Below are 13,687 nucleotides of genomic sequence, written 5' to 3' on the forward strand. Positions count from 1 at the left end.
CAAGCGGTGAGGCTTAGGTGTTGTTCTTCACAAACAGAGTCAGCTCCTGACCGGGCTTGAGGTAATCCCCTTTATCCAGCTGGTTCCAGCGCATCACATCGTTGATGGCCACCTGGAAGCGAGCCGCGATGGAGGAGATGGAGTCGCCACGACGAACCTGATACACCATCGATTTGTCGCTCTTCTTCCCTTGCTTGGGATAGACCACCAGCTTCATGCCTGGCTTGAGCGCCGACTTGGCATTCAGACCATTCCACTTGGCGAGCTCTTCGTGGGAGACACCGTGCGCCTGGCTGATGCTCCACAGGTTGTCACCCGAGCGCACCTTGTAACTGACCTTGGCCTTCTGGCTGCTGCCACGGCTTGCCAGCTGCTGCGGTTTGCTGGCGGAGCTGGCCTTGCTGCTGACCTGACCATGGGTCGGGATCACCAGTTGTTGACCGCGACGCAGGTTGTTGCTGCGCAGATTGTTGGCCAGTTTCAGCTCGCTCACGCTGACGCCGTGATTCTGGGCGATGCGCGACAGAGTATCGCCACTGGTGACCTGATAGGAGCGGGTACGAATACGCTCGCTCTTGGGCAGATCAGCTAGTGCCAGCTCCAGGGTATCGGCATACTCCACCGGTACCAGCAGGCGGTAAGGGCCACGGGGCGACATCACGCCACGGCTCAGGGCCGGATTGACCTCCTTGAGCTGTGACGTGCGCAGACCGGCCAGTTGGGCGGCCACATTCAGATCGATCTGGCTGCCAGTCTCAACCACACGCAGCTTCGGCTCGTTGGCGAGCACCGGCAACTGGATATTGTACTTGTCCGCATTGCTGATCATGTCAGCCATGGCGAGGATCTTGGGCACATACATCCGGGTTTCCCGGGGCAGATCGAGCGACCAGTAGTCGGTCGGCTTGCCTGCGCGCTGATTACGCTGGATGGCGTTGCGCACCCGGCCTTCACCGGCATTGTAGGCGGCCAGCGTTTGCAGCCAGTCACCGTCAAAGAAGCGGTTCAGGTACTCCAGATAGTCGAGCGCCGCATTGGTGGAGGCCAGCACATCGCGCCGTCCATCATACCAGTTGTCGTGGCGCAGACCGAAGTTTCTGCCTGTCGCTGGCACAAACTGCCAGAGTCCGACGGCATTGCTGCGGGATCGGGCATGAGGATCAAACATGCTCTCGATCATCGGGACAGTAATAAGCTCCATTGGCAGCTCACGCCGTTCAATCTCCTCTACCATCAGATAGAGGTAGGGTTCAGCCCGGCTGGCAATGGTCGCCAGATGCTTATCATTGCGCAACAGCCACTCACGTTGCTGGCGGATGCGCGGGTTGTCCGGAGTTTCCAGTTGCATATCATCGCTGATACGCACCCACAGATTGTCCGTCTCTTCCATTTCATCCAGTTGTTCATCGCCAAACAGGAAATGGGAAGAGTGTTTTTTATGCGCTTTTTTCTTGACCTGGGGGGACTTGATCGGCTCGATTGCCGTTAGCGCCCGGTCATCCTGATGGCTCAGGTTTTGGCAGCCGCTGAGCAACAGCGCTGCCAATAAGGCCGTTCGTACCTTCATCTCGTTCCGGTCATTTTTGGGAAAAACAGCCCGCATCATAAGGGGCAATGGCCCCCTGATCAAGGTTTGTTCAAAAAACGTCCTTCCACTGACGCAAGATGGTGAAGGTATCTACCGGATTTTCCACGCATTTTAGCCCATGTTTTTCAGCAGAAAATTTCACTGAATCCTGTTCGCATCGCAGAAAAATGTTGAAAGTGCGTTCGTCACCCAGCCGGGTTGGCAGGCTTGGCAGCCCTTGTTGCCGCAGTTTGCTGATCAGCCCGATCTGGCGGCGGATCGCCGGGTTGTCCGGCTCGACCGCATAGGCAAAACGCAGGTTGGAGAGGGTGTACTCGTGGGCACAATAAATGAGTGTCTCATCGGGCAGGGCGGCGAGTCGTTGCAGCGAGTGGTACATCTGCTCCGGCGTCCCTTCAAACAGGCGGCCACAACCGGCCGAGAAGAGGGTATCGCCACAAAAGAGCATGCCGTTGCCGTGGTAGGCGATGTGGCCGCGAGTGTGCCCGGGCACATGGATCACTTCGAGGGCGAGGCCGTGCCAGTTGATCTGATCGCCATCTTCCAGCCACTGACCGTGGTGATCCGGCATCGGGTCAAGTTTGGGGCCATAGAGCCGGGCGTGGGGGAAGTGGGCAAGCAGGTCGGTGACACCCCCGACATGGTCGTGATGGTGATGGGTCAGCAGGATGGCATCGAGCACCAGCCCCAATGCCTCGAGCCGCTCCAGCACGGGTGCGGCATCGCCCGGATCGACCACCAGGCAGTGATTTTCGTGGCGGATCAACCAGATGTAGTTGTCATTAAAGGCTGGAACTGTGATCACTGGATACATGAGTCTGCTTCTCTTTAGGGAGGGTATCTTATATAACAGGATGGCGTTCGAAACCCCGAGTTGAGCCCTATTATGCAGGTGGCACGTACCGAACAACAAATCGAGATCCCGACCAGCTGGTCTGCATTGCCTATGGGGGACTGGGTGGCGGCCGAGATCCAGGATCGGCTCGACAACTGGTGTCCCAATCTGTTTGGGTATCATCTGCTGAAAATTGGCGCCCTGAGCGCGGAACTCTCCTGCAAACGCTCTTCCATTCGTCACCAGATCGGAGTCGCCCCCGGCGGGCGGTTGCTCGACATGTATGGCGATCCCCTCGATCTGCCGGTGCGGACCGGTAGCGTCGATGCCTGCCTACTGGCTCACTGCCTCGATTTCTCCGCCGATCCCCACCAAGTGTTGCGCGAAGCCGAAAGAGTGTTGACCGACGATGGCTGGCTGATCATCAGTGGCTATAACCCCATGAGTCTGGTCGGGATCGGTCACTGTGTGCCGTTCTTGCGGCGCAGAATGCCCTGGTCGGCACGGATGTTCACCCCGGGGCGGGTGACGGACTGGTTGCATCTATTGGGATGCGAGGTGATGTTCGACGAGCGCTTTGGTTATTCGTTTATGGGAAAACAGAGTTGGCACAGTTGGTGGCGAGAGAGTATCGGGCGGGATTATTGCAGGGCATTTGCATCGGTATACGTGATTGCGGCCCGTAAACGGCGCTTTCCACTGATCCCGGTGCGGCGGCGCTGGCAACTGCCAAAGTCCCTCGCCACACCGGGAATGGCCCGTCAGGGCTGGTAGCCGGTATCTTCGGCCAGCTCCTTGCCGCAGGCGGCCTCTCTGGCCAGCTCGTCGCACCGTTCGTTCTCCGGGTGGCCGGAGTGACCCTTCACCCAGAGCCACTCAATCTGGTGGCGACCCACTTCCGCATCCAGCTCCTTCCAGAGATCGACGTTCTTGACCGGTTGCCGGTTGGCGGTCATCCACCCTTTCTTCTTCCAGCCGATGATCCACTGGGTGATCCCCTGACGGACATACTGGCTGTCGGTGGTGAGGCGCACCTTGCACGGTTCGTTGAGGGTGCGCAGCCCCATGATGGCGGCCATCAGCTCCATCCGGTTATTGGTGGTCAACTTGAATCCGGCGGAAATCTCTTTGCGGTGCTTGCCGTAGACCATCACGGCCCCGTAACCACCCGGGCCCGGATTGCCGAGGCAGGAGCCGTCGGTATAGACATCAATCTGTTTTAACATGAGCAATCAATCTGTTTTAACATGAGGCTTGGGGTAAACTAGCGAGTAAGTAAAGCCGAAGTTTGACATAGATTGGATCATGAACACACCCCAACTGAATCGCCAGATCATTCTGGATACTGAAACCACAGGTATGAATACGGCGGGCGGCCCTGTCTATCTGGGGCACCGCATTATCGAAATCGGCTGTGTGGAGGTGATCAACCGCAAGCTGACCGGTAACCACTATCACGTCTATATCAAGCCTGATCGTCTGGTCGACCCGGAAGCGATCCAGGTGCACGGTATCACCGACGAGTTTCTGCGTGACAAACCGTCGTTCAGCCAGATTGCCGACGAATTCCTCGAGTTCATCCGCGGCGCCGAACTGATCGCTCACAACGCGCCGTTTGACGTGAGCTTCATGGACTACGAGTTCAGCAAGCTCGGACTCAACTTCAAGACGGCGGATATCTGCACCATCACAGATACCCTGGCGATGGCGCGGGATCTCTTCCCCGGCAAGCGCAACAACCTGGATGTGCTGTGCGATCGTTACGGTATCGACAACTCCCACCGTACCCTGCACGGGGCTCTGCTCGATGCGGAGATCCTGGCGGACGTCTACCTGCTGATGACCGGCGGCCAGACCAAACTCAATCTGGCTACCGAGAGCAACGAAAACGAAAGCAATCAGGACACCAGCATTCGCCGGTTGGAGAGCAACCGACCCGCCCTCAAGGTGGTGCGTGCCACTGCCGAGGTTCAGGCCCTGCACGAAGCGAGACTGGATCTGGTACAGAAAAAGGGAGGAAGTTGTCTGTGGCGGCAATGAGCAAGTGGTGTGCAGGTCTGCTGCTATTGCTCTCGCTGGGGGCGACGGCGACCGAGGTATTTGCCCCTTCCGATATTCCGCTGCTGGATAACCGCTTTCGCATCGATTATGGGGTTAAGGAGATAACCTTCATCATCAAGCGCAAGCCGGGTACCCCGTCCGTGATCCTGGTTCGCCCCGATGGCAGCAAGCTTTACGTAGGCAAGGTCAAACCCGCAGATGTGGGTTGGCTGGCGCTGCCGGAGCACGATCTCATTACCCTGCGCAATCCCATGCCGGGCCCCTGGCAGGCGATTGGCGAGGTAGATCCCGACAACCGGGTGCGCATTCTCTCCGATATCCGGCTCGATATCGCCGCCCTGCCGATGCAGCTCTATCAGGGGGAGGTGGTCAAGCTCAAGGCGTGGTTGCTGATCAATGGTCAGCCGCCGAAAGATAAATACTATCTCTCTGACCTTGGCATGACCGTCAAGCTGCAATCGTTCAGCGATGCCGATAAGAAAGAGGTCGTGCTGGATCAAGTACTTGGCCACTATCGCGATGATGGCAAGGGGCTGGACGAAGTGCCGGGTGACGGCATCATGACGGCGGAAGTGACACTACAGGATATTCCCGCCGGCAAATACCGCGCCATGTTCAGCACAGGTAATCAGGTGTTTGTCCGAGCCCGCTATCAGGATGTGCTGCTCTATCCTTATCCGTTCAGCTATAACCTGACACCCCCTTCGGAAGAGCTGGGCGCCAAATTGTCGCTGCTGATCGATCGTGATGAACTGGATCCGGCCTCTGTCGCGATCAAGGGGAGTGTCACCAGCAATGTGGGTGGCCTCTACGAGTTTAGCGAGACGGCCAGTGAGCCCAAGCTTGATATCGATCTCTCTGCCATCAAGGAGGTCGGTCAGCATGAGGTGAAAGCGACCCTTTATGGCACCACTCGTCTGGGGCGCGAGCTGAAGATCGAGTTGCCAGTGAAAACCTTCAATATCTTTCCGCCCCCTCCGCCTCCCGCAGAGGTGGCATCAGCAGCCGCTCAGGCCTCCAGCGCCGAGTCTACCGAAGAGCAGCCTGAAGAGGGAATGGGGTGGCTACTTTGGGTTCTGGTTGGGGGTGGGGTACTACTGGTGTTGCTGGGAGGCGCAGGTTTTGTGGTGATGCAAAAACGGCGTGCTTTTAAACGTGCGCTAGCAGCAGCTCAGGCTGAAAATCAACAAAACGGCCAACCGGCAGCCAAGCTGGATCTCAATTTGCCAGAGCAGTAGCCCAGACTCGGGAAAAACGATACACCAGAGAGAAGAAACCGCCCTCGATAAGCAGGGCGGTTTTTTAGCTCGAACCCTTAGGATAAGGGATTGGCAGCAATCAGTGATCGCCAATATAGACATCCTTGTTCTGCTCGCGGATTTCGAGGAACTTGTCCAGATTGGCCATCATCAGCTCGACCAGCTGGGGGTCGAAATGCTGCCCCTTCTCCTCTTCAATCAGGGCCAGCACCTTGTCCAGCGGCCACGCTTTCTTGTAGCAGCGATCCGAACCCAAGGCATCGAACACATCGGCCAGTGCCACGATCCGTCCTTCCAGTGGGATATCGGCCCCCTTCAAACCGCGGGGATAACCGCTGCCATTCCACTTCTCATGGTGATTGCCTGCTATGGTGGCGCCAATCTGGAACAACGCCAGATCGCTGCCGGAGAGCATATCCTGACCGAGTTGGGCATGAGTTTTCATGATCTCCCACTCTTCCGGGGTCAGCTTGCCAGGTTTGTGCAAAATGGCATCGGGAATACCCACCTTGCCAATGTCGTGCAGTGGTGAGGCCCGTTTAACCAGCTCGCTCTGCTCTTCGCTCATCCCCAGCAGATGGCAGAAAAGCTCGGTGTAGAGCGCGACCCGTTTGACGTGTAACCCTGACTCCTTGGAGCGGGTTTCGACCAGTTCGCCGATGCGATAGATGATCTCCCGCTGGTTGTCGGCGATCACCTCGTTGAGCCGGATATTTTCAAGTGCCACTATGATGTTTTCGGTAAACAGGGTCAGCAGGCTGGTATCGATCTGACTGAGCTGGCGAGTGGTCTCGATATGAAACAACAGGTGGTGGCGCGGGTTTTGGCAGTAGAGCACCATCTGGTTGGTGTTGTAGATATTGCAGCCCCGGGTCATGGCCTGACGCAGTATCTCGGGTGCCTCTGTCAACCGCACCGGGGGATGACCTGGCAGCAGGGGCTCCAGCAGTTGATCCTTCACTTCGTAGGCATATTGTTTTACATCGTAAATCTGGGTCTCTCCCAGATGGAGCAGGGCGCTCAGCTGCTCTTGGGCGCCTTCGACAAACTGACGCAGCGCCCGTTTCTCAAAGATCCCCTTGGAGGCTTCGATGACTTTTTCCAGCCCTTGCCGGTTGCTTTCCAGGGTGCGGATATCCCGATAGGAGCGCAGGCTGGCACGCAGCAGGGTGCGCAGCTTCTGGGAGGTGAGCTCGGTTTTATCCTTGTAGTCGTTGATGTCGTAGTTGGTCACCACGTCATCTTCCGGCGCTTGGCCGGGTTGGCCGGTACGCAGCACGATTCGTACCATCTTGTTTTGCAGCTCTTCACGGACATATTTGACGACATCAAGACCGGCGTGATCGACCTCCATCACCACGTCCAGCAGCAGCAGTGCAACATCCGGGGTGGTGGCCAGCAATTTTTTTGCCTCTGCTGCCGAATAGGCATGCAGAAACTCGATGGGACGATTGTCAAACTCGAATTTGTTTAAAGTGATCTTGGTGATGCGATGCACTTCCGGTTCATCGTCAACAATCATCACCCTCCAGCCTGCTTGCTGCGCGTCGGGGAGGGAGAGCTCGTCATCATCAATAATCAGGATCTGGTCATCCATCATACAATCCTGTTTGGCATCCTGTGCTTACATTAACTGCTTCACTAAGGATAGGAAACTTATTGAGAAATAAAATTTGATCTCGAAAAACTATGGTCGAAATAGGCAAATGGAACCCTGCGTGACAGTGTTGTTGTCCGGCTGCTTTCTTCGTCCAATCATGGGACTAGCGTGCATAAGCCCGTTTCTCTGTTCGGGGGCTGATGGTAGTGATTAGTGATGTTTGAGCCGGATAGACGAGAAATAATCGCATTTGATAGTGATTCCCATTTGTGTGTAGCATAGGCAACACACTCAACGAGGAGCCTCATTGTGTCCCCATCTCTGCCTCCCAATCGTCCCCGTCTGCTGACTGTCAAAGCCATTACCCAGATCACCCCCCATTTGTGTCGTATCACCTTTGGTGGCAGCGAACTGGCTGACTATCCCTTCACCTGCGGTGGGGCCCATATCAAGGTGATGCTGGCCCAGCCCCATCAGGTAGAGCCGGTGCTGCCTGCAATGACCCCGAGCGGCCCGCGCTGGAGTGACCCGGCTGACAAGCCGGTGATCCGCACCTACACCATCCGCGCGTTTCGCCGTGATGAGCAGGAAATTGATATCGACTTCGTGCTGCACGGTGACGGCGGGCCCGCCAGCGCCTTTGCTACCCATGCCAAGCCGGGAGAGAAGGTAATCCTCTCCGGGCCGGGTGGTCCCAACCCTATGCTGCAACCGGCCGATCACTACTGTCTGGTAGGGGATCTCACCGCCTTGCCCGCCATCATGGCGATGTGCGAGGTGATGCCTGCCGATGCCAGAGGGGAAATTGCGATTCTGGTGCCGGATCAGGCCGATGCTCAGCCTTTGACGCTGCCGGTCGGGGTGCGCTGTCACTGGTTTGTCGGCGAGCCCGAGTCCAGCGGCCTGCTGGAGCATGTGATTGCTCTGCCGCTGGTGCGCGATGGTGGCTTCTTCTGGCTGGGTGGGGAAGAGGCGCTGGTGCTGCCGCTGCGCCGCCATTTTCGGTCTGTGCTCGAGGTGGATCGCCAGTCGCTCTACGCCGTGCCGTACTGGCGCCGGGGCAAGAGTGAAGAGGCCTATCACCAGACTCGCCACGATGTGATGGATAATTAAGCGGATGCGAAAGAATACCTGATTCACTCTTGCAAATAAAAATGATTTGCATTTAGTATTGCGCCGTCCCGATGTCAGTCGGTACGGCGCTTTTGTTATTGATGGCTGCGAGTGGCATAGCACAACGCAGGGCCTGCCGTAATGCACTGATGTTCGGGGTGATGGGGCATGGACGACTGTTCATGCCAATGAACTCCATCACTTTGCACCGGGTCTGGCGAGGTCAGACAGGGATGTCGGTGGTGTTGGCCTTGGTTGTTTTATGTGGAGTGTTGATGATGCGTACATCATCCCGACGATTTGCAGTGCATCCGCTGGTGTTGTCCCTTTTTGCCCTGCCAGTTCTGGCCCAAGGGACTGCGCCTGTCACCGTTCATGAAACTATGGTGGTGACGGCGAGTAAAACCCGGCACAGCGAGCTGACCGCCCCGGCCAGCGTCTCTGTGGTGACTCGGGCCGAGCTCGACAAGCTCAATGTCAATGACCTCACCGGCGCTCTGAAACAGTTGCCGGGGGTCAATATCAGCCCTGCGACCAGCTACGGCCGCAGCGAGATCAAGTTGCGCGGGCTGGAGGGGGATTACACCCTGTTGCTGGTCAATGGGCGGCGTATCAGCTCCCGCGATGCTCTTACCTCCGGTTATGGCAATGATTTCGATCTCTCCGCCATCCCCATGGCGGCCATCGAGCGTATCGAAGTGATCCGTGGCCCCATCTCCTCCCTCTACGGCGCAGATGCGCTGGGTGGGGTGGTCAATGTCATCTTGCGCCAACCCGGGGAGAAGACCGAAGCGGCGGCCACCTATACCTTCAGCGACCCCACCGACGGTCACGGCGGGGATATCAACAAGGCGAGTGCCTATGTGGGCGGGGCACTGATCGACAACAAGCTGCTGGCCAACCTGGTGGTAGAAGGGAACCACCGGGACGCCTGGCAGAGCGAGCAGAGCATCAACCCCAAGGCCGATGCCATCGAGCAGCGTGAAAAGCTGGGGATCCTCTCCAACGTCAAATGGCTGATCGACGATCGTCAGGATCTGGATGTGGGGATGAACTACGCCAAAGACGATCGGGAGGCCCACTGGAACAACTACGGCCAGACGCCGCGCAATATCCAGCAGATGGAGCGACTGGGGCTCAATGCCACCCATGTCGGCCGTTGGGATCAGTTCGACAGCCGGGTCGGCTATGCCTTCGAGCAGGTTGATCTCTTTGATGACTCCGAACTGATGACGGCGCTGAGCAAGACCAGCGGCGATGTGAGCCAGACCAACCACACCTTTGATGGCCAGCTGAGCGGCAATCTGGGCAGCCACCTGCTGACCAGCGGTGCCGAGTACCGCATCACCGAACTCAAGCATAATGTCAACCTCAAGGGGGGCGATGTCAGCGTCAACCAGAGCGCGCTCTATCTGCAGGATGAGTTTGGCTTTGGCGATCTGGCGTTGACCCTGAGTGGCCGAGTCGATCACCACGAGACCTATGGCACCGAGTTCAGCCCCCGCGGTTATGCCCTCTACAGCCTGACTGACAACTGGGTGGTCAAGGGCGGCATTGGCAAGGCATTCAAGGCGCCGACCATTGCCCAGTCCAACCCGGATTATGCCGTAGCCGCCTGTCGCGGTCGCTGCGCCGTGGTGGGCAACCCGGATCTGAAGCCGGAAACCGCCGTCAGCTACGAGCTGGGCACCGCCTATGATGGTTCGTTCTGGGGCGCCGGGGTTACCGTCTTCCACAACGATATCAAGGACAAGATCCAGAGCGAGGCATGGACCTCCACCTGGCGTCCGGCGGTGATGACCTATCAGAACGTCAGCAAGGCCCGCATCAAGGGGGTGGAGCTGAGCGGCTGGTTTGATATCACCGATGCCCTGACCCTCTCCAGCAACGTCACCCTGATCGACGGGGAGGACAAGACCAGCGGCAAGGATCTCTATCGGACGCCGGAGCATACCGTCAACGCCAAGCTGGAGTGGCAGGTCATCGAGAGCCTGAGTACCCAGCTCGGCTGGAACTACACCGGCAGCCAGATCCTTCCGGTTCCGCGCATGAGCGGCACCACCTATGAGACCACCGCCGGATTCCACACCCTGGATATCGGGGCAGTCTGGAACGCCACTCGGGCACTGGATCTGAAGTTCGGGCTCAACAACCTGACCAATACCAAGCGTGACTGGGTTGCCACCGAGGCCGATCAGATCCTCGACGGGCGCACTGTCTATGCCGGTGTGGCCTACAAGCTGTAATGGCTGAGCGGGAGCCCGCCCTGGCGGGCTTCCGTTGTTGCCACGGTATCACCTCGGATGACGGCTTTTGTGTCAACAAGATGGCATTGCAATCATAAGGAGTTAAAGGGTGTTTAGAGACCAGACCTCGCTGTTCTGGCTGGGATTGTTCCTCCTGTTCGTACTGCTTTCTCTTTCGCTCGCCACCGGTGCGGGTGTCTATGGTGCTCGCGAGGTGCTCGGCTACCTGATGGGGGATGCCCGCTGGGCTGGCGACCAGAAGCTCGCCATGGTGCTCAATACCTTGCGACTGCCGCGCACCCTCTGTGCCATGGTGGTCGGCGCCTCTTTATCTCTGGCTGCCTCCTTGTTGCAGAGCGCGACCCGCAATCCGCTGGCGGAGCCCGGCCTGCTCGGCGTCAACGCCGGGGCCGTCTTTGCGCTGGTGGTGGGGCTCACCTGGTTCGGGGTGGAGTCCGCCTACGGCTATCTGCTCTGGGCCGGACTCGGTGCGCTGCTCGGCAACGTGATTGTGCTGGGGCTTGGCATGATGATTGGCCGCTCCAACCCGCTGAAGCTCATTCTGGTCGGGGTGGCGCTCTCCGCCACCTTCGGCGGTCTCTCCAGCTTTCTGCTGCTCTCCAACAAGATGGTGCTGGAACAGTACCGCTTCTGGAACCTCGGCTCCCTGTCGGCGGCCAATCTCGATGCCATCATTGCCGTGCTGCCCTTCGTGTTGGCGGCGTTTGTCATCACCCTGCTGCTCTGTCGCCAGCTAACCCTGATGCAGATGGGGGACAGTCAGGCCCAGGCGCTGGGGATCCGCCCCAACCGGGTGCGGATTGGCGTGCTGCTGGCCGCCACCCTGTTTACCGCCAGTGCCATCGCCATCGCCGGCCCTATCGGCTTTGTCGGCTTTCTGGCCGCCTACTGTGGCCGATTGGTGGAGCCGGTGAAGCTGTCGGTGCAGGTCTGTTTCTCCGCCCTGTTCGGCATGCTGTTTCTGCTGTTGGCAGACATTCTGGCGCGCTGGCTGATCCAGCCGTTCGAGCTGCCCAACGGGGTTATTCTGGCCCTGATTGGCGCACCTGTGCTGATCGCCATTGTTCATCGCGGGGGCTTTCGTACCCTGCTGACCGTCAAGTGAGGGGTTGATGCGTACACCTACCGATATGCTCTGCCTGCGGGCCGGCAACCGCTCTTTGCTGCTCCATCTGCCAAGCTGGCGCGGGCTGGCTCTGCTGGCCGTGGCGTTGCTGGCCCTGGCTCTGCTGGCCCTGAGCGTTGGCGGCGGCAAGCTCGGCTTTGCCGGGGTGGTCAACACCCTGATGGGGGAGGGGACGCGGCTTGAGCAGCTCACCCTGTTCAAGATCCGGCTGCCGCGCATCCTTGGGGTGGTGGTGGCGGGGGCTGCAATGGGGCTCTCAGGCTGTCTGGTGCAGACGCTGGTGCGCAACCGGCTGGCCACACCCGACATGGTGGGGGTCAACAACGGCGCCTCTCTGGCCATCATCATCTTCTCCCTCTATCTGACCGTGGGCAGCTGGCCCTGGTGGGCGGCCCCCATCGGCGCCATCTTCGCGGCGCTGGTGCTCTATGCCCTCTGCCGCAAACCGGGTGAGCAGGGCTATCTGTTCGTGGTGATCGGTATCGGCCTCTCCGAGCTGTTCGAGGCGCTCGGCCAGTTTGTGATGTCCACTCAGGCCCTGCTGCACCTGAGCTCCCTCTATTTGTGGAATATGGGCAGCTTTATCGCCGTGGGTTACAGCACCATCACCCCCATCGCCATCCTGTTGCTGCTGCTCTGCCCGTGGATCGTCTATCTCTCCCGCTCGCTGGCGGTGCTGCGCTTTGGCCCCGAGATGGCCAGAGGGCTTGGCGTCAACGGCGATCGGGTGCAATTGGGCATTCTGGCCCAGGCCATTCTGGTGGCGGCGCTCGGCACCGCCATCGGCGGCCCCGTGGTCTTTATCGCCATGGCGGCCCCCATTCTTGCCTCCTGGCTGGTAAAAGACCGGGTGGTGCCGCTCTGGCTGGCTGCACTCAGCGGCGCCCTGTTGCTGCTTGCCAGCGATACCCTGGTCCGGGTGCTGGCCAGCCCCCACGAGGTGGCGACCGGCATCATGACCCGCATTCTCGGCGGCTTGTTGCTGCTGTTTCTTCTCGTTAACGATCGCCAGAGGGCTGACTGATGACGCTCACCGTAAATCGCCTCCATTTCGCCTATCAGCAGACCCCCATTTTGCGGGACATCTCCTTCAGCGTGCCGAGGGGCAAACTGGTGGGGATCGTCGGCCCCAACGGCTGCGGCAAATCGACCCTGCTCAAGCTGCTATCCGGCCAGATGAAAGCCCAACGAGGCGAGATCCTGCTCAAAGGCAAACCGCTTGCCAGCTACCCCATGAAGGGGCTGGCGCGGGAGCTCGCCTATCTGCCCCAGCGGCCGACCCTGCCTGCCGGCATTCTGGTGGAGCAGCTGGTGCAGTATGGCCGCCACCCTCATCAGGGCTGGTTCAATCAGTGGGGTGAGGAGGATGCCCGCATGGTGCGTATTGCCTGCGAGCGGATGCAGCTTGAAAGCATCTGGCAGCAGAGCGCAGCGTCCCTCTCCGGCGGGCAGGCACAGCGGGCGTGGCTGGCGATGATCCTGGCGCAGGACAGCGACATGGTGTTGCTCGACGAGCCCACCAGTGCCCTCGATATCGGTCACCAGACCGAGGTGATGGAGGCGATCCATCGCATCACCGCCGAGGGCAAAACCGTGCTGCTGGTGATCCACGATCTGGCGATGGCGGCCCGCTACTGTGACGAGCTGATCGCCATCGGCGAGGGGACCATTGCCGCCATGGGCCCAGCCCGGGAGGTGGTGACCAAATCCCTGATCGATCAGCTCTACCAGACCAGTGTCGACATTCTGCATGCCCCCGGCGACGGGGCGCCCATTATCGTGCCCCGTCGCCACGAACATGGCCGCACCCTGCGTTCGGCGAGTTGAGTCATATGGGC

Annotated in this window: 12 protein-coding genes; 8 read left to right on the plus strand and 4 right to left on the minus strand. The window is 59.1% G+C overall.

Going from position 1 to position 13,687, the window contains the following annotated elements; genetic code table 11:
* Positions 1-13: 13 nt before the first annotated feature.
* Positions 14-1,567 carry a lytic transglycosylase gene (locus tag G5195_RS08205; RefSeq protein WP_216953219.1) on the minus strand — a complete coding sequence of 518 codons (1,554 nt, stop codon included), beginning with the start codon at positions 1,565-1,567 and terminating at the stop codon, positions 14-16.
* A 70-nt stretch (positions 1,568-1,637) separates the two neighbouring features.
* Positions 1,638-2,402 (minus strand): hydroxyacylglutathione hydrolase, encoded by a 765-nt coding sequence (gloB, locus tag G5195_RS08210; RefSeq protein WP_005337817.1) that lies wholly within the window; start codon positions 2,400-2,402, stop codon positions 1,638-1,640.
* A 72-nt stretch (positions 2,403-2,474) separates the two neighbouring features.
* On the opposite strand from gloB, the gene G5195_RS08215 reads away from it, so the two are divergent.
* Positions 2,475-3,197, plus strand: a complete 723-nt coding sequence (locus tag G5195_RS08215; protein ID WP_005361718.1) for a methyltransferase domain-containing protein — start codon at positions 2,475-2,477, stop codon at positions 3,195-3,197.
* Here G5195_RS08215 and rnhA read toward each other — a convergent pair.
* Positions 3,185-3,649 (minus strand): ribonuclease HI, encoded by a 465-nt coding sequence (rnhA, locus tag G5195_RS08220; RefSeq protein ID WP_193859965.1) that lies wholly within the window; start codon positions 3,647-3,649, stop codon positions 3,185-3,187. The genes G5195_RS08215 and rnhA overlap by 13 nt on opposite strands.
* A 79-nt stretch (positions 3,650-3,728) precedes the next feature.
* On the opposite strand from rnhA, the gene dnaQ reads away from it, so the two are divergent.
* Entirely contained in the window at positions 3,729-4,463 is a 735-nt protein-coding gene (gene dnaQ / locus G5195_RS08225) for a DNA polymerase III subunit epsilon (protein ID WP_088869726.1), read from the plus strand.
* Positions 4,460-5,722 (plus strand): TIGR03503 family protein, encoded by a 1,263-nt coding sequence (locus tag G5195_RS08230; protein WP_227342321.1) that lies wholly within the window; start codon positions 4,460-4,462, stop codon positions 5,720-5,722. The genes dnaQ and G5195_RS08230 overlap by 4 nt, the downstream gene beginning before the upstream one ends.
* 100 nt (positions 5,723-5,822) lie before the next feature.
* Here G5195_RS08230 and G5195_RS08235 read toward each other — a convergent pair whose 3' ends face one another.
* The gene (locus G5195_RS08235) at positions 5,823-7,340 is read right to left on the minus strand and encodes an HD domain-containing phosphohydrolase (RefSeq protein ID WP_216954328.1); all 1,518 of its coding nucleotides are present in this window, start codon (positions 7,338-7,340) and stop codon (positions 5,823-5,825) included.
* Positions 7,341-7,652: 312 nt separating this feature from the next.
* Between G5195_RS08235 and G5195_RS08240 the strand changes: the two genes are divergently transcribed.
* The 5 genes from G5195_RS08240 (at position 7,653) to G5195_RS08260 (ending at position 13,676) form a co-directional block, all read left to right on the plus strand.
* A complete protein-coding gene (locus G5195_RS08240; protein ID WP_064341868.1) occupies positions 7,653-8,456 on the plus strand; it encodes a siderophore-interacting protein in 804 nt (267 codons plus the stop codon).
* A 278-nt stretch (positions 8,457-8,734) separates the two neighbouring features.
* The gene (locus G5195_RS08245) at positions 8,735-10,702 is read left to right on the plus strand and encodes a TonB-dependent receptor domain-containing protein (RefSeq protein WP_216954330.1); all 1,968 of its coding nucleotides are present in this window, start codon (positions 8,735-8,737) and stop codon (positions 10,700-10,702) included.
* Positions 10,703-10,811: 109 nt separating this feature from the next.
* A complete protein-coding gene (locus tag G5195_RS08250; RefSeq protein ID WP_421221399.1) occupies positions 10,812-11,828 on the plus strand; it encodes a FecCD family ABC transporter permease in 1,017 nt (338 codons plus the stop codon).
* Positions 11,829-11,835: 7 nt separating this feature from the next.
* The gene (locus G5195_RS08255; protein ID WP_421221400.1) at positions 11,836-12,873 is read left to right on the plus strand and encodes a FecCD family ABC transporter permease; all 1,038 of its coding nucleotides are present in this window, start codon (positions 11,836-11,838) and stop codon (positions 12,871-12,873) included.
* A complete protein-coding gene (locus tag G5195_RS08260; RefSeq protein WP_064341870.1) occupies positions 12,873-13,676 on the plus strand; it encodes an ABC transporter ATP-binding protein in 804 nt (267 codons plus the stop codon). The genes G5195_RS08255 and G5195_RS08260 overlap by 1 nt, the downstream gene beginning before the upstream one ends.
* Positions 13,677-13,687 lie beyond the last annotated feature (11 nt).

The organism is Aeromonas sp. 601039 (genome assembly GCF_049174415.1).
Classification (GTDB): domain Bacteria; phylum Pseudomonadota; class Gammaproteobacteria; order Enterobacterales; family Aeromonadaceae; genus Aeromonas; species Aeromonas veronii_A.